Source organism: Pseudomonas sp. GW821-FHT02B10 (assembly GCF_059421865.1).
In genome coordinates this window covers 77,809-95,488 of sequence record NZ_JBWKVU010000013.1, presented here as the reverse complement: position 1 = coordinate 95,488, position 17,680 = coordinate 77,809, and the positions used below count along the sequence as shown (strand labels likewise).

General features: G+C 64.8%; 19 protein-coding genes. 7 read left to right on the top strand and 12 right to left on the bottom strand.

Annotated elements, in window-relative coordinates; all coding sequences use genetic code 11:
• Positions 1-106 precede the first annotated feature (106 nt).
• From AC07VU_RS24420 to AC07VU_RS24405, 4 genes are all read right to left on the bottom strand, one after another.
• Positions 107-472, bottom strand: coding sequence for a DUF2784 domain-containing protein (locus AC07VU_RS24420; RefSeq protein ID WP_009043256.1), 366 nt, complete (start codon positions 470-472; stop codon positions 107-109).
• Positions 473-508: 36 nt separating this feature from the next.
• A complete protein-coding gene (gene pcsA, locus AC07VU_RS24415) occupies positions 509-1,228 on the bottom strand; it encodes a phosphatidylcholine synthase (protein ID WP_009043257.1) in 720 nt (239 codons plus the stop codon).
• A gap of 300 nt (positions 1,229-1,528) precedes the next feature.
• A complete protein-coding gene (locus tag AC07VU_RS24410) occupies positions 1,529-2,125 on the bottom strand; it encodes an NADPH-dependent FMN reductase (RefSeq protein ID WP_495030632.1) in 597 nt (198 codons plus the stop codon).
• Positions 2,122-2,976, bottom strand: a complete 855-nt coding sequence (locus AC07VU_RS24405; RefSeq protein ID WP_495030631.1) for a sterol desaturase family protein — start codon at positions 2,974-2,976, stop codon at positions 2,122-2,124. The genes AC07VU_RS24410 and AC07VU_RS24405 overlap by 4 nt, the downstream gene beginning before the upstream one ends.
• Positions 2,977-3,045: 69 nt before the next feature.
• Between AC07VU_RS24405 and AC07VU_RS24400 the strand changes: the two genes are divergently transcribed.
• Together AC07VU_RS24400 and AC07VU_RS24395 are read left to right on the top strand one after the other, a co-directional pair.
• Positions 3,046-4,005 (top strand): AraC family transcriptional regulator ligand-binding domain-containing protein, encoded by a 960-nt coding sequence (locus tag AC07VU_RS24400; RefSeq protein ID WP_274306392.1) that lies wholly within the window; start codon positions 3,046-3,048, stop codon positions 4,003-4,005.
• Between the two features lie 135 nt (positions 4,006-4,140).
• Positions 4,141-5,382 carry an MFS transporter gene (locus AC07VU_RS24395; RefSeq protein WP_495030630.1) on the top strand — a complete coding sequence of 414 codons (1,242 nt, stop codon included), beginning with the start codon at positions 4,141-4,143 and terminating at the stop codon, positions 5,380-5,382.
• On the opposite strand, the gene AC07VU_RS24390 is transcribed toward AC07VU_RS24395, so the two are convergent.
• Entirely contained in the window at positions 5,379-6,005 is a 627-nt protein-coding gene (locus AC07VU_RS24390; RefSeq protein ID WP_009043262.1) for a TetR/AcrR family transcriptional regulator, read from the bottom strand. The genes AC07VU_RS24395 and AC07VU_RS24390 overlap by 4 nt on opposite strands.
• A gap of 104 nt (positions 6,006-6,109) precedes the next feature.
• On the opposite strand from AC07VU_RS24390, the gene AC07VU_RS24385 reads away from it, so the two are divergent.
• Positions 6,110-6,724 (top strand): NAD(P)H-dependent oxidoreductase, encoded by a 615-nt coding sequence (locus tag AC07VU_RS24385; protein ID WP_274306394.1) that lies wholly within the window; start codon positions 6,110-6,112, stop codon positions 6,722-6,724.
• Between the two features lie 53 nt (positions 6,725-6,777).
• Here AC07VU_RS24385 and AC07VU_RS24380 read toward each other — a convergent pair whose 3' ends face one another.
• Both AC07VU_RS24380 and ppnN read right to left on the bottom strand, forming a co-directional pair.
• A complete protein-coding gene (locus AC07VU_RS24380; RefSeq protein WP_007924983.1) occupies positions 6,778-7,095 on the bottom strand; it encodes a DUF2388 domain-containing protein in 318 nt (105 codons plus the stop codon).
• A 168-nt stretch (positions 7,096-7,263) separates the two neighbouring features.
• Positions 7,264-8,637: a nucleotide 5'-monophosphate nucleosidase PpnN gene (ppnN, locus tag AC07VU_RS24375; protein WP_007924984.1), complete on the bottom strand. Its 1,374-nt coding sequence runs from the start codon at positions 8,635-8,637 to the stop codon at positions 7,264-7,266.
• A 276-nt stretch (positions 8,638-8,913) separates the two neighbouring features.
• Here ppnN and AC07VU_RS24370 point away from each other — a divergent pair, with 276 nt between their 5' ends.
• Positions 8,914-9,324, top strand: a complete 411-nt coding sequence (locus AC07VU_RS24370; RefSeq protein ID WP_457276108.1) for a hypothetical protein — start codon at positions 8,914-8,916, stop codon at positions 9,322-9,324.
• A gap of 218 nt (positions 9,325-9,542) precedes the next feature.
• Positions 9,543-9,950, top strand: a complete 408-nt coding sequence (locus tag AC07VU_RS24365; protein WP_053260634.1) for a response regulator — start codon at positions 9,543-9,545, stop codon at positions 9,948-9,950.
• A 95-nt stretch (positions 9,951-10,045) separates the two neighbouring features.
• Here the strand turns inward: AC07VU_RS24365 and AC07VU_RS24360 are convergent, their stop codons facing one another.
• Complete coding sequence (locus AC07VU_RS24360; protein ID WP_009043268.1) at positions 10,046-10,915, bottom strand: isocitrate lyase/PEP mutase family protein; 870 nt, start codon at positions 10,913-10,915, stop codon at positions 10,046-10,048.
• Positions 10,916-11,419: 504 nt separating this feature from the next.
• On the opposite strand from AC07VU_RS24360, the gene AC07VU_RS24355 reads away from it, so the two are divergent.
• Positions 11,420-11,959, top strand: coding sequence for a DUF4174 domain-containing protein (locus AC07VU_RS24355; RefSeq protein ID WP_007924989.1), 540 nt, complete (start codon positions 11,420-11,422; stop codon positions 11,957-11,959).
• Positions 11,960-12,099: 140 nt separating this feature from the next.
• On the opposite strand, the gene AC07VU_RS24350 is transcribed toward AC07VU_RS24355, so the two are convergent.
• A complete protein-coding gene (locus AC07VU_RS24350) occupies positions 12,100-13,323 on the bottom strand; it encodes an aspartate aminotransferase family protein (RefSeq protein WP_495030629.1) in 1,224 nt (407 codons plus the stop codon).
• A 101-nt stretch (positions 13,324-13,424) separates the two neighbouring features.
• Here AC07VU_RS24350 and AC07VU_RS24345 point away from each other — a divergent pair, with 101 nt between their 5' ends.
• Positions 13,425-14,327: a LysR family transcriptional regulator gene (locus tag AC07VU_RS24345; protein WP_053260636.1), complete on the top strand. Its 903-nt coding sequence runs from the start codon at positions 13,425-13,427 to the stop codon at positions 14,325-14,327.
• Between the two features lie 75 nt (positions 14,328-14,402).
• Here the strand turns inward: AC07VU_RS24345 and AC07VU_RS24340 are convergent, their stop codons facing one another.
• The 3 genes from AC07VU_RS24340 to AC07VU_RS24330 all read right to left on the bottom strand — a co-directional run bounded on the left by AC07VU_RS24340 (position 14,403) and on the right by AC07VU_RS24330 (position 17,680).
• Positions 14,403-16,241 carry a flavin monoamine oxidase family protein gene (locus AC07VU_RS24340; RefSeq protein ID WP_495030628.1) on the bottom strand — a complete coding sequence of 613 codons (1,839 nt, stop codon included), beginning with the start codon at positions 16,239-16,241 and terminating at the stop codon, positions 14,403-14,405.
• A gap of 213 nt (positions 16,242-16,454) precedes the next feature.
• Positions 16,455-16,964, bottom strand: coding sequence for an NUDIX hydrolase (locus tag AC07VU_RS24335; RefSeq protein ID WP_087088119.1), 510 nt, complete (start codon positions 16,962-16,964; stop codon positions 16,455-16,457).
• Positions 16,965-16,972: 8 nt separating this feature from the next.
• On the bottom strand, positions 16,973-17,680 hold the full coding sequence (locus tag AC07VU_RS24330; protein ID WP_092418438.1) for an NUDIX hydrolase: 708 nt from the start codon (positions 17,678-17,680) through the stop codon (positions 16,973-16,975).

Genomic DNA, 17,680 nt, shown 5'->3' with positions numbered 1-17,680 from the left:
CCACTCGAAGCGATCGCGGATCGCCGTTGCCCATGGGGTTGCCTGGAAATATACACAGACGGGGCAGGCTGTGGCGCGGGATTCGCCAGCCATGCCGCGGATTTTTTCAAGGCTGCCGGCGCCGCCACAACAGGCGCCCGTAGACCAGGGCGTTGATCAGCAGCACCAGCGCGCCGAGGCCCAGCTGGATCTGCGGCGTCAGCCCGGCCGGGTAGATCAGCGGGATCAGGTAGTGCTCGATGAAACCGTCGCCATACCCCTGCTGGCCGGCGCCGTGGCGCAGGCGGTTTTCCCACTCGGTCAGCGGGCAGGGCAGGTGGAAGACTTCGACCGCCACGCCCCAGGTCGCGGCGGGCAGGTGCAGCCAGGCCAGGCGCGGCCACTTGAGCACCAGCAGGCCGCCGAAGAGTACGAACAGGATAAAGGCCAGGTGCAGCGATACCAGGGCGTCAGCGGCGAAGCGGTAGAGCATGTCGAGTCTCGTTGCGGTCAGGGGTACAGCAGGGGTTCAGGTTCGCGCGCGGTCAAACCAGCCCAGCGCGGTGCGCCAGATACAGATGCCCAGGAAGTACGCCGACATGGCCAGCCACAAGCCCATCACCCACGGGCCATTGTAGGGATGGTTGATCACCAGCGATAGGCTGCACAGCAGCCAGATGGCGGTCACCGCGATGTTCACCGGCATGAAGCGGCGCACGCGGAAGGGGTGGAGGAATTTCATCCGGGTCAGGGTCAGCAGCGCCAGGACCACGATGCTCGACAAGCTCAGCCAGGGGGGCGGGGCAAGGATGTACAGCGCCAGCGCCACCACGTTCCAGGCCGCGGGAAAGCCGACGAAATAGTTGTCCTTGCTCTTCATATTGACGTTGCAGAAGCAGAACAGCGACGACACCAGGATCACCGAGGTCGCCAGCAGCGCGCTGTAGTCCGGCAGCGGGATGTAGCGATAGATGAACAGCGCCGGGATGAACACATAGGTCAGGTAGTCGATCACCAGGTCCAGCACCGAGCCGTCGAAATGCGGTAGCACCGACTGCACATTGACCTTGCGCGCCAGCGAGCCGTCGACCCCATCGACGATCAGCGCCACGCCCAGCCACAGCAGGCAGGCCTTGGGCTGGTTGTCGAACAGCGCCAGGGTGGCGAGAAAGGCCGTGACCACGCCGGTCGCGGTGAAACCATGGGCGCCCCAGGCTTTGAGACTGGCGATGTGTCGGGTCGTTATCACGGGCGTTCTCCAGGAAATGAAACCAGCCGTGCGACGCCCCATTGGAAGAAACGGGGGCTTATCGCCAAACCTGGCCAGATTGCATCTATCGACCGGGCAGGCGGCGATAAGGTTCACCCTTGCCCGTGTCTTTGTCAGGCCGCTCATGGACTTGCCCGCGTGCAGCAGGGTGCCAAGCCCGTGGCGACTTATAAGACTGTAGCCACAGTTGGCCAGGACGAGCCTTGGCGAAAGCGAATTCCTTCACGGCGCCGGGGAGGCAGGGTGCCCCCCGGAGCGTTCACTCCCTGTATTGCGTGGCTACATTCCGTTGGCGAAGGGCACGGCGCGGATATCGATGCGCGAGCGCAGGTGCTTCAGCGCGCCGGCGTATTCGGCCAGGACTTCCAGGCTCCAGTCGGCGCGGGCACGCAGGTGGCGTTCTTCAGGCGTGGGCTCGGAATGCGCATTGAATACGCCTTCCACCTGGCGAACGATCAGCTGTTCCGGCAGGTAGCAGATCCGGCAGTTCTTGTAGCTGGAGACGCGCAGCTCGGCGAGCGGGTAGGTGCCGCCCACGCCGGCCGAGACCCCGACCAGCAACGCCGGCTTGTGCCCCAGCTCGGTGTGGCCGGCATACACGAAGAAATTCTTGATGGCCGGGCAGGCCATGCCGTTCCACTCCGGCGTCACCACCACCAGCGCGTCGGCCTGCAGCAAGGTGGCCGAGTACTGGCTCCAGGCGCTGTTCGAGTCCGGGCTTGGCCAGAGCGGCAAGGGCGAGCGCCCGAGGTCAAGCAACGTGACCTGCTCGCAGAGTTTCAGCTGTTGCAGGCGTTGGCCCAGGTAATGGGCGACCTTGGCCGATTGGCTGTCGGGCTGGCTGGAGCCGGCGAGCAGCACGATATGCAGGCTCATTGCACCACCTCCTGCTTGGCTTCGGGACGCGCTGCGGGTTTGGGCGAACGCACCAGCGGCCAGAACAGTTCCTGCTGCCAACTGATGGGGCGCAAGTCTTCGATGCCATAGGCGCTGGGCCGGCGGCGAGTGATTTTCGCGGTGCCGAACAGCACGTCCCAGAAGAACAGCAGATTGCCGAAATTGCCTTTGTAATGGGTCACCCCGTCCTTGGCGTTCAGGCCGTGGTGGGCGGAGTGGGTGGAAGGGGTCGAGATGGTCCGCTCCAGCAGCCACATCAGCGGGCGCAGGGCGGGGATGCGATAGAGCCTGTCGTCCCAGGCGACGCTGCTGTGGGCGGCGAAGATCACCGTCATCTTGACGATCAGGTAGCCGTAGTAGACCGGCGCCAGGCCCAGGTAGATGAGCAGGCCGGAGAGCCAGATGCCCGGCATCAGCAAGTAATAGAAGCTGTTGTTGCGGTAGACGATGCGGATGCTCATGTACGGCGCCGAATGGTGCGCGCGGTGCAGCGCGTAGAGGAACGGCAGGCGGTGGGTCAGGCGATGCCACCAGTACTGGGTCATGTCATCGAGCAACAGGAACAGGGCCGCGCCCGCCATCCAGTGCAGGTCGCCCAGGCTGTTCTTCAGGGACGGCGCGAAGGTGTCGAGCAGCAGGGTGCTGAGGAACATCACCAGGGGGAAGGTGAGGCCCAGCAACAGCGAGGAACCGATGATCTCGATCAGCACATCGCGGCGCTGGCCCTTGGGCTGGCGAAAGCAGGTACAGGCGATTTCCAGGAGGATGAAACCGAGGAAAATCCCGGCCACGACCAGGATTGGATTGTTGGCGAGCATTGTTGTATTCATGGCAATCTCGAGTCAGGCCCGACATGGGCATTGCCCGAACAATAAGAAACCAAGAGCCGCCCGGACCCTATGCGCGAACTGGACAAAAACACTGGCGAAGAGGCCAATCAACCGGTCCGCCGTTTTCACCGGGGCCAGCTCGGCCGGGTGCTGGAACGGGTCCTGCAACGCCAGACCCGCGGCGACCGCCAGGATTACAACCTGCTGGAACTGGAACAGTTGTGGCGCCTGGCGGCGGAGCGCGACCCGGCCATCGGCCTGCACCTGTTCGGCGAATTCACCCCCCAGGACCTGCACGTACTGGCCTACATCTGCCTGTACTGCCCGGACGTGCGCGGCGCCATGCAATGCTGGGCCGACTACGCCGCGCTGGCCTCGGACATGGACAGCCTGAAGCTGGTCAGCGACGGCGATCTGCTCGGCGTCGAACTGTGCATCGACGCGCCCGCCGGGCTGACCCGCTACGTGGTCGAGCATTACTGCGTCATGGCCCTGACCCAGATGCGGCAAAGCACCGGGCAACCCGTGCAACCGGTACGCGCCTGCTTCAGCCATCCGCGCCCGGCGTACCACGCGCAATACCGCCAGTGGTTCGGTGACAACCTCGAATTCGACTGCCCGCACAACTGCCTGTACTACGACCAGGCCACCCTGCGCCTGCCGCTGCTGACGCGTCACGCCGGCATGCAGGAGTTGTTGCGCAGCGAGCTGGACCGCCGCCTGGCCCAGCGCCTGCAACTGGCCGGCTGGACCGGCAAGGTCGCGGCCAGCATGCGCGACAGCCTGGCCCGTGGCGTGGTGCCCAGCCTGGAAAACCAGGCCGAGGCGCTGTACCAGAGCCCGCGCACCTTGCGTCGGCGCCTGGAGGAGCAGGGCATGACCTTTCGCCAGTTGCTCGATCAAGTCCGCGCCGAGCTGGAGCAACAGCTGGAGTTTCTCGGCGAGAGCCGCGTCCAGGTGGCGGCCCAGCTGGGTTACGGTGATCTCGCGGCGTACTTGCATGCGCGCAAGCGCTGGAAGCGCGACTGAATCCATCAGGCTCGCGGCATCACCGCAGGCGTTGCGCGGATTCCTTGTAGGAATCCACTGCATAAAAAACATGAATTTTATTTATCGAATTCGAGCCTGTAGCGTGGCCCCGTCCCTGACCGATGGAGCGCTCCAATGTCCACCCCGCAGCCGTTGTCTCCCGCCGAACGCTACTGGCAGCGCAACCTCGCGGTGTGCGCCCTGGGGGCGTTCACCACCATTGTCGCGATGACCCTGCTGCTGCCGTTCCTGCCGTTGTACGTCGAGCAACTGGGGGTCAGCGACCCGGCGGCCATCGTCCAGTGGTCCGGCGTGGCGTTTGGCGCGACCTTCCTGTCGGCGGCGATCACCGCGCCCTTGTGGGGCCGCCTGGGTGACCGCTATGGGCGCAAGCTGATGCTGATCCGCGCCAGCCTCGGCATGGCCGTGGCCATGTCGCTGATCGGCCTGGCGGAGAACGTCTGGCAGTTGGTGTTGCTGCGCCTGCTGGCGGGCTTGCTCGGTGGCTATGCCTCGGGGGCGACCATCCTGGTCGCCACGCAAACCCCCAAGGCGCGCTCCGGCTGGGCCCTGGGCGTGCTGTCTTCGGGGATCATGGCCGGCAGCCTGGCCGGGCCATTGGTGGGTGGTCTGCTGCCGCCGCTGATCGGCATCCGCAACACCTTCTTCATCGCCGGGTCGGTGATCTTCGTGACCTTCCTGGCCACCACCTTTCTGCTGAAGGAGGTGCCGCGCGAGCCGCGCCCGGCCACGCAAAAGGGCCAGGCGCCGGACAACTCCTGGGCGTCGGTGAAGGACAAGAGGCCGGTGCTGAGCATGTTCGCGGTGGCCTGTTTGCTGATGTTCGCGACCCTGTCCATCGAGCCGATCATCACCGTGTACCTGCAGGAACTGCGGGCGGAAAACGTCACCCTGATGGCGGGGCTGGTGATGTCCGCCGCGGCCCTGGGCAGCATTATTTCCGCGTCACAGTTGGGCAAACTGGCCGACCGTATCGGCCACTGGCGGGTGCTCACTGTGTGCCTGGCCGCCGCGGCACTGCTGCTGATTCCCCAGGCGCTGGTCAGCGCGCCCTGGCAACTGGTGCTGCTGCGCTTTCTCATGGGCCTGGCGTTGGGCGGGCTGTTGCCTTGCATCTCCAGCATCATTCGCCATTCGGTGCCGGAAAACATCGCCGGGCGGATGCTCGGCTACTCGACCTCCAGCCAGTACGTCGGGCAGGTGCTCGGCCCCCTGGCCGGGGGCTTTCTCGGTGGGCACTTGGGCATGCGCACGGTGTTTATCGGCACTTGCGGCGTCATGGCCTTGTGCGCCCTTGTCACTTGGTGGTTCGGTTCGCTGAAGCGGGCCGTGCCGCTGGCAGGTGAAGCGGGCTAGACCGGGCCGGCGCCACGCCGCGCACTGCGCTCGACCATGGCGACGATGCTGTCGAACAGTTCGTCGCGGGCCTGCTCGCGGCTGATCTCTCCAGTGGCCGCGGCATGGGACAGCGCCTCGGCGGCCCCGAGCATCGCCCGCAGGCCAGCCGTGGCTATGGTCCCGGGCGCCGCGAAGGGGGCGAGGGCGGCGCGGCATTTTTCCAGGAAGATCAGTTCGTACTCCTCCTTGATCCGCGCCAGTTCCGGCGAACTGGCCAGCGCGGCGATCACCCCGGGGATCTCGCGGCCTTGGGTCAACACACAATCGACGTAAGAGCCGGCGATGACCGCCGCGCGGCTGGCCAGGGTCGCTTCGCTGCGGTCCAGGGCGGCGTCCATCAGCAATGTCTGGCGGGCATCGAAGTCCTGGTACAGCGCCGCCAGCAATCCTGCGCGGGTGACGAAATGGTCATAGACCACCGGCTTGGTCACCCCGGCCTGTTCGGCGAGGCGGCCCAGGGTCAGGGCTTCGGTGCCTTCCGCGCCGATCAATTGCCAGGCCACTTCCAGCAACTGTTGCAGGCGCTCTTCGCGGGACAGGCGGCGACGGGGGGGGGAAGCCTCGGAGGGGGTGCTTGACATGCTTATATACCAAAAGTAACTTGCTGTTCGTAACTTACCAAAAGTATATAGGGCCTGGTTGCCGCCCTCAATCCAATTTGCCTCTATTGGCAGGAGTCTTCGCCATGCATGCGCTTATCGTCGTCGCCCACCATGATCCCCGCTCCCTCAGCCACAGCCTGGCGGCCCAGGTCGCCGAGGGGGTTGGGCCGTCCCACTCGTTCGAGATCGCCGACCTGTTCGCCGAGGCGTTCGATCCACGCTTCAACGTCGCCGACCACGCGGTCCATCGCCGGCAGGAACAGCCACCGGCCGACGTGCTGGCCGAGCAGGCGCGCATCGACCGCGCCGATGCGCTGGTGCTGGTCTATCCGGTGTACTGGTGGTCGATGCCGGCGCTGCTCAAGGGCTGGATCGACCGGGTGTTCGCCAACGGCTGGGCATTCGATTTCAACCTCGAAGCCAATCGCTTTGAGAAGAAACTCGGACACCTGCGGGTGCATCTGCTCGGCGTCGGTGGGGCCGATGCCGGCACCTACGGGCGCCACGGCTACGAGGCGGCGATGAAGACCCAGATCGACCATGGGATCTTCGACTACTGCGGGGCGCGGGTGCTGACCTCGGAGCTGCTGCTGGAATCGGAAAGCCAGGATCCGGCGCTGCATCTGCGCACGGCCCGGGCCATCGGTCGCGATCTGTTCAGCCGCGCCAACGCCGCCGCGGCGGTTCAGGTGGGATGAGGGGATAAGGCTCCGCGACGTCCCGGTCGCGGAGCGCAGGACGGCTTTGGCCGTCAGTGCCCGGCGGGCTGCGCCTGTTGAGTGAGGATGGCCCTGGCCAGTTCTTCATCGCTGGCATTGAGGCCTGGGTTTTCCTGGCGGATTTTCTGCAGCACCGACTCCAGGTAGACGCCACGGATGGCGCCACCGCTGGCGACGAAGCTGGAGGCGTCGTCTCGGGCGGGAATCACCATCTTGTCGTCCTTGAAGGTCGAGTACAGCGAGGCGGAAACCCCTGCGGAGGTGGCGACATCACCCGCATCGACACGGGCCATGGCTGAACCTGCGGGCAGACAGAGCAACAACGAAGAAACGAGTAATAGGCGGCGCATGAGGGCGTCCTCCGACAGCGTGAAGCGAAAAGGAAGTACTACACAATCTAGGATGCGCGACGCAGCCCAGGAGTTCCCCGGGCGCTCGCTGTGCCCGCTGGCCGGGTGTTTTGCAGGGGGTAGCCAGCAGCCCCCGGCATTACGCCGGGGGCTGTGGTCAACGGGTTGTCAGCTCACGACCCGGTAGCACGGCACATAGGCCGCGCCACCCGGCAGTTTCATCCGGTGCTGCTGGACGAAGGATTTGAGCAGGTGATCCAGCGGCTGCATGATCGCGGTGTCGCCGTGGATTTCGTACGGGCCGTGCTTCTCGATCAGGCGGATGCCCTTGTCCTTGACGTTGCCGGCGACGATGCCGGAGAACGCGCGACGCAGGTTGGCCGCCAGCTCGTGGGACGGCAGTGCACGGTCCAGTTGCAGGCTGGCCATGTTGGCGTGGGTCGGGTCGAACGGACGCTGGAAGCCCTCGTCGATTTTCAGCAGCCAGTTGAAGTGGAAGGCGTCGTTGCGTTCGCGGCGGAACTGCTTGACCTCTTTGAGCCCCTCGGTCATCTGCCGGGCGACCTCGGCCGGGTCGTCGATGATGATCTGGTACAGGCTGTGGGCCGCATCGCCCAGGGTCGCGCCGACGAAGGCGTGCAGTTGCTCCAGGTAGGGCGCGGCGCTTTTCGGCCCGGTGAGGATCACCGGGAACGGCAGCTCGCGGTTGTCCGGGTGCATGAGGATGCCCAGCAGGTACAGGAACTCCTCGGCGGTGCCGGCGCCGCCCGGGAAGATGATGATGCCGTGGCCGACGCGGACGAAGGCTTCCAGGCGTTTCTCGATGTCCGGCAGGATCACCAGCTCGTTGACGATCGGGTTCGGCGCCTCGGCGGCGATAATGCCCGGCTCGGTGAGCCCCAGGTAACGGCTGCCGCTCATGCGCTGCTTGGCATGGGCGATGGTCGCGCCCTTCATCGGGCCTTTCATCACGCCCGGGCCGCAGCCGGTGCAGACATCCAGTTTGCGCAGGCCCAGCTCATGGCCGACCTTCTTGGTGTACTGGTATTCCTCGGTGCTGATCGAGTGGCCGCCCCAGCACACCACCATCTTCGGTTCCACGCCCGGGCGCAGGGTGCGGGCGTTGCGCAGCAGGTGGAAGACGTAGTCGGTGATGCCCTGGGAGCTTTCCAGGTCGATGCGCTGGCTGGCCAGTTCGCTTTCGGTGTAGACGATGTCGCGCAGGGCGCTGAACAGCATTTCCCGGGTGCTGGCGATCATCTCGCCATCGACGAAGGCATCGGCCGGGGCGTTCAGCAGTTCCAGGCGCACGCCGCGGTCCTGCTGGTGGATGCGGACTTCGAAATCCTTGTAGGCGTCGAGGATGGTCTTGGCGTTATCGACATGGGCGCCGGTGTTGAGGATGGCCAGGGCGCACTGGCGGAACAGGGCATAGATGCTGCCGGAACCGGCTTCGCTGAGTTGTTGCACTTCACGTTGGGACAAAGTCTCCAGGCTGCCTTTGGGGCTGACCGAAGCGTTGATGACGTGTCTTGAATGCATTCTGGATTCCTTGAAAGCGAGACCACCGGCCCATGCGGGCCCATGGCTTAAGAATAGTGAGCGGCGGGCGGGACGCCGGGAAAAACATTCTCCCGGGCTTCACCACGCGAAGGCAAACGGGGCCCCCGGAACGTGCGGCGCGTCCGCCACGCTACTTTCTCACAGCTGGTGGTCCGAAGCGAAAGCGGCGTGCATCGCCCTTGGCTATGCTCAGCCCAGTCACCCATAGGGCTGGGGAGCGCAACCCCAGGCCAACAGCATCGGACGGCGGCAACCATGAGCATTCCTTCACAGATCCGCCCCATCGAGGTACCAGCCAACCAGTCCTGTATCACCAGTGAGTTCGAAATCGAAGCCGGGCATCGCTACCGCTTCCTGGTGGAAGGCCTGTGGGCCGATGCCGCGGACCCGCCGACCAAGCCCGAGGGCGTGGCGCACCCGGGCGGCATCCGCGAGGGCTTCGGCTGGGCCAAGCGCTTGCCCGAAGCGGCCTGGATGGCGCTGCTGGTACGGACCAAGGGCCCGGCGGGCCAGTCGCCCTGGCGCCTGCTCGGGCGCGGCGACGGCGTCTGGTCGGACCTGCCGCCGGGGCGCCTGCAGTTCTGTGCCAACGACGTGCCCGGCTTCTACCGGAACAACTCAGGGAAGATGGATGTCAGGGTGATCGATGTCACCCAGGGTGGCTAGCGGGGCTCTTGGCGGGTGCGCAGAGCGGCTTTGGGGCAGGTGTGGGAGCAAGGCGCCTCTGGCGGTGATCCCGCTGCCGCCGGCGCAACCGGCGGTGCGTGCGCGGTCTTGTCCGGCACCTCGGCAGGTCGAGTGAATTTATCGGCCAGGCGCTGCTCATAACTCTAAATGGCGTAATCGCGCCAGGGTTGTGTACGTAGTCAGGGAGCGGCATCCACATGAGCCCAGTTTCATCTGTCAATCCAGGCCAGCCTTGTCGTCTGCTGTTAGTGGTCGAGGACGAGCCGATGATCCTGGAGTTCCTCTGCGAGATCCTGCAGGACGAGGGCTTCGCCACCCAGGCCATGCCTCGCGCGGATGAGGCGCTGCAGTTCCTGGAAAGCCACCCGGACCAGGTGCGTCTGCTGCTGACCGATATCAATATGCCGGGCACCTTGAACGGCGCGGGCCTGGCCAATCGGGTGCGCGAGTGCTGGCCGGAAATGCCGGTGCTGGTGATGTCCGGTTATGAGACGCCGCAGAGTTCCGGCATCCGCTATCCGGTGTCGTTCATCCGCAAACCCTGGACCATCGGGCAGATCCTCGACAGTGTCGACGAGGCGTTGAACAAGGCGGGGAATAGGTAGCTGGGCGGGGCGCTGGCGAGAGGAGGAGTGAAGCGGCTTTCGACCACCCAGGACCTCGGGTCCTCGGTGATCGCAAGGGAGGGTGAGCTAGCGGCTCACTCTTTGACGCTCATGAACTCTTTGGCCCAGACGATGTACTCCTCGGGCTGGGTGTAGGTATGGGCCAGCTCGGTGGCGCTGAGGTCCGAGGCCTGGGTGAAGATCTGCCGCTGTTCGCGCAGGCAATCGTAGGTGGCCTTGATCGCCGCGAAGTATGCCGCGTGGCCGTCGACGATGATCTTCGCGCCCAGTTGCGCCAGGCGCGCATCGTCGCGCAGCGCCGGGTTGCCGTAGGTCACCAGCATCAAGGGGACCGACAGGTGCTCGGAGATCTGCTCCAACTGCTCGAAATCCTTGATCCCGACCATGCAGATGCCGTCGGCGCCGGCGCGCTCGTATTGCTGGGTGCGGCTGATGATTTCCTGGATCGGCAGGATCGCTGCGTTGGTCCGGGCGATGATTGCCAGTTCCGGGTCGACCCGCGCTTCCAGGGCCGCGCGGATCTTGCCCACGCCTTCGGCGACCGAGATCAGGTCGGTGGACTTGCGCCCGAACTGGGCCGGCAGCAGGGTGTCTTCGATGGTCAGGGCGGCGACGCCGGCGCGCTCCAGTTCGACCACGGTGCGCATCACGTTGAGGGCGTTGCCGTAGCCATGGTCGGCGTCGGCGATCACCGGCAGCTGGGCGACGCGGCCGATGCGGGTGGCCTGCTCGGCGAATTCGCTCAGGGTGATCAGGGCGAAGTCAGGCGCGGCCAGCACCTGCAGCGAGGCGACGGAGCCGCCGAGAATGCCCACTTCGAACCCCAGGTCGGCGGCGATCCGCGCCGACATCGGGTCGAATACGGAGGCGGTGTGAAAGCAGGAGTCTGAAGCGATCAACTCGCGAAAACTACGGCGTAAATCTTGATGAGACAGCCTGGACATACGAACTCCCGGAAGGAGGTAAAAGAGATGCCGACGATAGCGTCGAGTCAAAAATGCAATCGGTCGTCCAGCGCGCCTGTGTAGAAGGGTCGCTGCGAAAACCTGGGCAGATGAAGACGAAGCAAGCAGGTGTGAAACGGCGGGTGACGCCGCACCGGATGGAAAAAGCCAGGCGGGCGCTCTTGTTATGGCCGGGATGAAGGCTATCACGCCGCCGCGGCGAAAATGATGACGAATTCGTATGGGCCCATGCCAGAACGGCATAGGCCATGCCGGTTGTCATGGGCGCCAAGGCGGGTCGACCATGCCGAACAAGAAGGTTCGGTTATCACTGGCGTTTATGGGCGCGTCGATCTGTAGCGGCGAGGACGAGAGTACGCAGCGCTTGTCGCAACGCCTCGAGCCAGGGGGAAGGCTCAATAAAATGTCAGAATTTGAGTCCGGGTCTGGACCTTTTCCCCTGATGCGCAATCATTAGGGCGTGGATACCCAAAGGAGAGACGCATGTTCATTCGGTCATTGACCCTCGCAACGCTGCTCGCTGTCGTCGGCCCCGCAATGGCGGCCGACAACGAAGGCCCTCTGGCCCAGGATCAGGGCAAGGCGCGCCCGCTGATCGTCATCGCTCCCAGCACCGTGGACCCGACCCTGGTGGCGCTGAAGAAGTCCCTCGACGAGCCGGCCAACCGCCAGGCCTTCAGCGAACGCAACATGGTGCTCTACACGGTGATCAACACCATCGGCCAACGCGACGGCAAGGACCTGGACCCGCAATCGACCATGGCGTTGATCCGCAGCCTGAAGCTCGGCGCCGGGGCGCAGACCAAGGTGATCCTGGTGGGCAAGGACGGTGAGAAGAAGCTCGAGCATTCCGGGGCCATCGAACTCAAGGAAGTCTTCAGCACCATCGACCAACTGCCGGCCGCGGAAAAGGAAGCCACCGCGCCGGCATTGGCGCCGGTCTCGGAAGTCAAGGCGGCCCACGCCGGCAAGGCCGCCAAATCGGGCAAGCCTGCAGCACCACCCAAGCCGCTGGACGACTGAGTTTGGCCGTCACCGTTTCCTGATAGCGCATCGCGGGCAAGCTCGCTCCTGCAGAAACATACAGGCTCCTGTGGAGCGAGCTTGCTCGCGATAGCGTTCTGACTCACCTCGTCTGAGCTCAGCTGACCATCAGGCATCGGTCACGACACTGCCAGCATTTCTGCCTCTTTTGCTGCACCGCCATCACCTTCAGCGCTTTGCAGCGTCCGGCTGACCCCGCGCACGATCATCTCGACTTCCCGTTCATCGATGATCAGCGCTGGCAGCAGGCGGATGGTGGTGCCCCGGGTCACGTTGATCAGCAGTCCGTGATCCTGCGCCGCCCGTAGCGCCAGCTCGCGCTGCGGGGCTTTGAGCTCGATGCCGATCATCAAGCCCAGGCCGCGCACCTGCAGGACCTGCGGGTGATCCGCCAACTCAACCCGCAAGCGTTGCAACAGATGCTCGCCCTGGCGCCTGGCGTTGGCCAGCAGGCCTTGTTCCTCGATGATCTCCAGCACGGTGCAGGCCACCCGGCAGGCCAGCGGGTTGCCGCCGAAGGTGCTGCCGTGGCTGCCGGGGGTGAACAGCTGCGCGGCCTTGCCCCGGGCCAGGCAGGCGCCGATGGGGATGCCGTTGCCCAGGCCCTTGGCCAGGGTCATCACATCCGGGACCACACCCTCGTGCTGGCAGGCGAACCACTGGCCGGTGCGGCCGATGCCGGTCTGGATCTCGTCGAGCATCAGCAGCCAGTTGCGCCGGCTGCACAGTTCGCGCACGGCTTTCAGGTAGCCGGGCGGGGCCAGGCGGATACCGCTTTCGCCCTGGATCGGCTCCATCAGCACCGCGGCGATACGCGGGCCGTGGGCCTGCGCGGCTTGCTCCAGGGCGGCCAGGTCGCCGAAGGGCAGCTTGAGGAAATCCCCGGGCAGTGTGTTCAGGCCCAGGCGCACCGCCGGCCCGTCGCTGGCCGCCAGGGTGCCCAGGGTACGGCCGTGGAAGGCGTGTTCCATGACAACCACCAGCGGCCGCTCGATGCCTTTGTGCCAGCCGTGCAGCCGCGCCAGCTTCAGCGCGGTCTCGTTGGCTTCGGCGCCGGAATTGTTGAAGAACGCGCGGTCCATGCCGGCCAGTTGGGTCAGCCGCTGCGCCAGCCGCTGTTGCCAGTCGATGCTGTACAGGTTGGAGGTGTGCAGCAGCAGGCCGGCCTGTTCGCGTATGACGCTGACCAATTTTGGGTGGGAATGGCCGATGCCCGTCACCGCCACGCCGGCCACCGCGTCCAGGTATTCGCGGCCGGCCTGGTCCCAGAGGCGGGTGCCCAGGCCGTGGGTGAAACTCAGGGGCAGCGGTTGATAGGTGCTCATCAGGCAGGTGGCGGTCATGACGGGTCGCTCCATCGAGTGGGGTGTGCTGGCAGTATCGTTAGCCACCTGAGCTAGATAAACTCGTCAATTCTTTAATCATCTTCAAGTCAGGGTTGATAATGGATCTGTTCCAGGCGATGACGGTGTACGTGAAGGTGGTGGAGGCGGGGAACATGACCGCCGCCGCCCGTGAGTGCGGCCTGTCCACCACCATGGTCGGCAATCACCTGCGGGCCCTGGAGCAGCGCCTCGGGGTCAGCCTGCTCAGCCGCACCACAAGGCGCCAGCGCCTGACCGAGTTCGGCGCCGAGTATTACCAGCGTTGCCTGGCGGTGCTGGGGCTGGTGGCGGACTCCGAGCGCATGGCGGAACAGGCCCAGGGCGAGCCGTCCGGCACCCTGCGCATCACCGCGCCGCTGACCTTCGGCACCGAGCGCCTGGCGCCGGCGCTGAGCGAATTCCAGCAGCGCTGCCCGCAGGTCAAGGTGGAGCTGACCCTGGCCAACCAGCGCTTCGATTTGATCGACGGCGCCTTCGACGTGGCTTTTCGCCTGGGCAACCTGGACACCACGTCGCTGATCGCCCGGCCCCTGGAGGACTACACCCTGACCATCTGCGCCGCGCCGGACTACCTGGAGCGCTGCGGTACACCGCAAGTCCCGGAGGACCTGCAACACCACAACTGCCTGGCGTTCGCCTATCCGGCCGGTGACGAGTGGAGCTCCACCGCCACTCAATGGCCGTTAAGTGGGCCCGAGGGGGACGTACTGATCCCGGTGTCCGGTTCGCTGCTGACCAACACTTCGTCCGGCCTGCACCGCGCGGCGCGGGGTGGCCTGGGGGTGGTGATGATGCCCGATGCCCTGGTGGAGGAGGACCTGCAACAGGGGCGGCTGGTGCCTGTGTTGCAGGACTATCAATTGCCCTTGCGAGCGATGCACCTGCTGTACGCCCAGGACCGTTACCGCCTGCCCAAGCTGCGCAGCTTCGTCGAATTCGCCTTGGAGAAATGGGGGCGCTAAGCAGCGTCAGGTCATGAAACAAAGACCCCGTCGTGCCGGTCTGGCAGCGACGGGGTCGGGTTCACGCAGGTTCGGTCAAGCCAATTCGACAGGCTTCAGGCTGTCCCAGGACTCCACCGGCCCCGGATTGTTTGGTTGGCTGCCGCCGCCAAAGCAGACCGCCAGTTTGTTCAGCGCATTGATCGCAGTGGTGACCGCGCCTTCGGCCCAGCCGGCGGTCCAGGACACATCGTCGCCCGCCAGGATGAAGCGATCGGGATTGTCCGTGCCGATGCCGCTCATGAATTGGGAAAAGATCCTGCGCTGATATTCGTACTGCCCTGGCAGGTTCATTTTGAAGGCGCCCAGGTACAGCGGCTGGTCCTCCCAGTTGTGCTCCACGAACGCATCGACCGTGCTGTATTGCTCGTTGAGCTTGATATCCGGGTAGAGGTTGGCCAGCAGGTTGGTGCACAGATCGACATGCTGTGGCAGCGGCGCGGGGCGGTCGCCGAGGAACTTCAGGGCGTCGTCGTTCCAGGTGTAGGACAGGAAGATCCCGCTGCCCTTGTATTTGCCCTTGCTGGCCGAGTAGTCCACCAGGTAGGTGCCGCGGGTCAGCCGATCGGAGAGGGTGATGCTCATCTTGCGTTGCTCACCCTCTGCCACCGGGTCGTTCCAGAACGGGCGCTGGGTGGCGGCGAAAATCTTCGCCGACTGCATGTAGTGGGTGTACATGATGGCTTCCCAGGTATCGATGGGCAGCAGGCTGTCCATGGCGGGAAGGCTTTGCGGGTTTCCCGAGTAGCGCAGTTTGTCGAGGATCCGCACATGCGGGGTGTAGATGACGCTGGGGAAGTCGCACTGCTGGGTCTGCCGGGTGCGGGTGTCGGTGATGGAGACGCGGAAGGAGCCATCCGGCTGGCGTTCGATGTGTCGCACCTCCTGGTGGAACGGGTCGGCGAATACCTCGCGCGACAGCGCTTCGACCGTGGTGTCCGCGCCCCAGTGCAGCATCGCGTCCCCCAGCTCTTTCGGGGTCTTCGACCAAAGCCGTTGCGGTAGGCTGGAGGAACCGTCGAACATCAGTTGGTGGTCGGCGTCCAGGCCGGTGTACAGCACGCGCAGCAGTTCGAGGATGCTGTTCGGGTAGTCGGTGTTCCAGCCGCCGGTGCCGAAGCCGATCTGGCCGAACAGGTCGATATCGGCCTTGCTCCAGCCGGAGTTTTCCAGGAGCGCGGCGTAGAAGCTGACATCGTCTCCGCTGGTGCCGGTCGCGGGTTTGACGATGGCGTTCCACAGCTTCTTGATCGTCTGTTGACTGATGGAGCCTTCGGTCATCGCCCTTTCCATGGCGGTGAAATCGTAGGTTTCCAGAAAGTTATCGAAGAACTGGTTTTCCAGGTCGGTGTATTCCGGTGGTTTTGGAAAGTCCGGGTTGCCGTCCACTTCGTAATAGGTTTTTTCCCCGCGGTAATCGACCACGGTGCTGATCGCCGCGGCAGTCCCCGGGTTGGGAAAGTCCGCCGAGTTTTCGGTCATGCCGACCTTTCGGAAGTAGTGGAACAGCGCCTTGCCGGACACCGGAAAACGCATCGCGCCCAGTTCGCAGAGCACCTGGTCGCCCGGGTTTTCGGGGGCGCCCTGGAGCTTGGAGTAGAGCCGCCCGCCGATGCGCTCCGAGGCTTCGACCACCACCGGGTGCAGGCCCATGCGCATGGCCTCATAGGCGGCGACCAGGCCGGCGACACCAGCCCCGACGATCAGCACTTTCTGTCCATAGTTCGCCGGGTCCACCTGGCAGGGAGGAAGCTTTCGATTAGCCGCGCTCTGCAGATATTTGGCGTAGTGAAAGGGGAAGTCCGGAATCAGCGCGGTGACGTCTTTGTTCATGCGCAGGGGAGAGCGGTTAGTTCTTGAAGGAATCGCAGACATGGGGTTTCTCCTTGAAAGTCATTTCCATGTGTTTCCACTTGCTCGATGGCTCTAAATCAATAGTCGCCAGAGGTTCAAGCCTAGAACAGATTCCGCGGTGCATAGGGGCGGGCGGGGTTTGTGCCCGTGCGGGGCAGCAGCGCAAGGGCGTGAGAGGAAGATTTGATGCCCGATGCCCTGGTGCCGGAGGACCCGCAGCAGGGCTGGCTGGCGTCAGGCCGACTCGCTGGCCAGCAGCATCATCGCCGCCGACAAGGTGTGGCCGTCGGTGATCCGGCCGGTGGCAATCATCGTCATCAATTCCTGGCGACTGACCCACAGCAGATGGTCCACTTCACCATCGGTGGCGGCGGCCTGTTGCTCGGCAATCTGCACCTGACACACCGCCACCGCGCTGGCGATCAGCGACGTATTGCTGTGCAGCAGGCCCAGTTCGCGAACGTGCGACGCCTGCCAGCCGGTTTCCTCCAGCAATTCGCGGGCCGCGGCGTCAACGGCACTTTCCCCGGCATCGATGGCGCCGCGGGGAAACTCGATGGACGGGCCGCCGATGGCCCGCCGCTTGAGGTTGACCAGCATCAGCCGGCCATCGGCCAGGGTCGGCACGGCCACCACGCCGTTCACCGCCCGGGGTTCCTTGATGATGAAGTAGCCCTGCTCACGGACCACCTTGAAATACGGGGTTTCCAGCAGGCATTGGTGGTTGTCGGCGATGGAACTCATGGGGGGTATCACTCCAGAAAACAGCGATCGAACAGGTACAGCTCGGCGGGCTTGAGATTTTCCACTGTGGCTTGCGGCCGGCCGCCGTCGCCGCTTTTCTTGCGTCCGGTTTCGCGCAGGTAACCGGCTTCGCTCATCTTCAACAGGCGCTGGCGGATGCTGGTCTTGAGCACTGGCCGTTGCAGCACCAGGGAGAAGATGTTCACCGCTTCGGGGGCGCTGAATTCGCTGCCGAGAAACATCAACGGCAGGCTGCTGTACAGGGATTTGGAAAACAGCCGCTCGTGCACCTGGGCCACCAGGCTGTTGTGGTCGAAGGGCAGCTTGAAGCTGCCGCTGGCCACGTCGCCGAGGGTAAAGAAACCCTGCTGCGGGCCGGGCTCCACCGGCTCGCTGACGATCCCCAGGTAGAAGGTCGAGGACGACCAGCAGCGCGGGTCGCGAAAGGCGTCGCCGACCGTGCCCACCTGCTCCAGCCAGGCCAGGGGCATGTCCACCTTGCTGGAGCGCCGCAGCCGCTGCACCGCATCATTCAGGCTGCGGTCCTCGACATCGCCGTTGACCACGATGCCCGGCAAGGCCCAGTGCCCGGCGAAGGGCTCGCCGTCGCGTTGATGGAGGAGGATTTCCAGCTCGGAGCGTTCGCGGTTATAGCGCAGCAGGCACAGGTCGATGGTGTGCAGGTAGGCGCTGGGGGAGAGGGGGCGGTCGGGCAT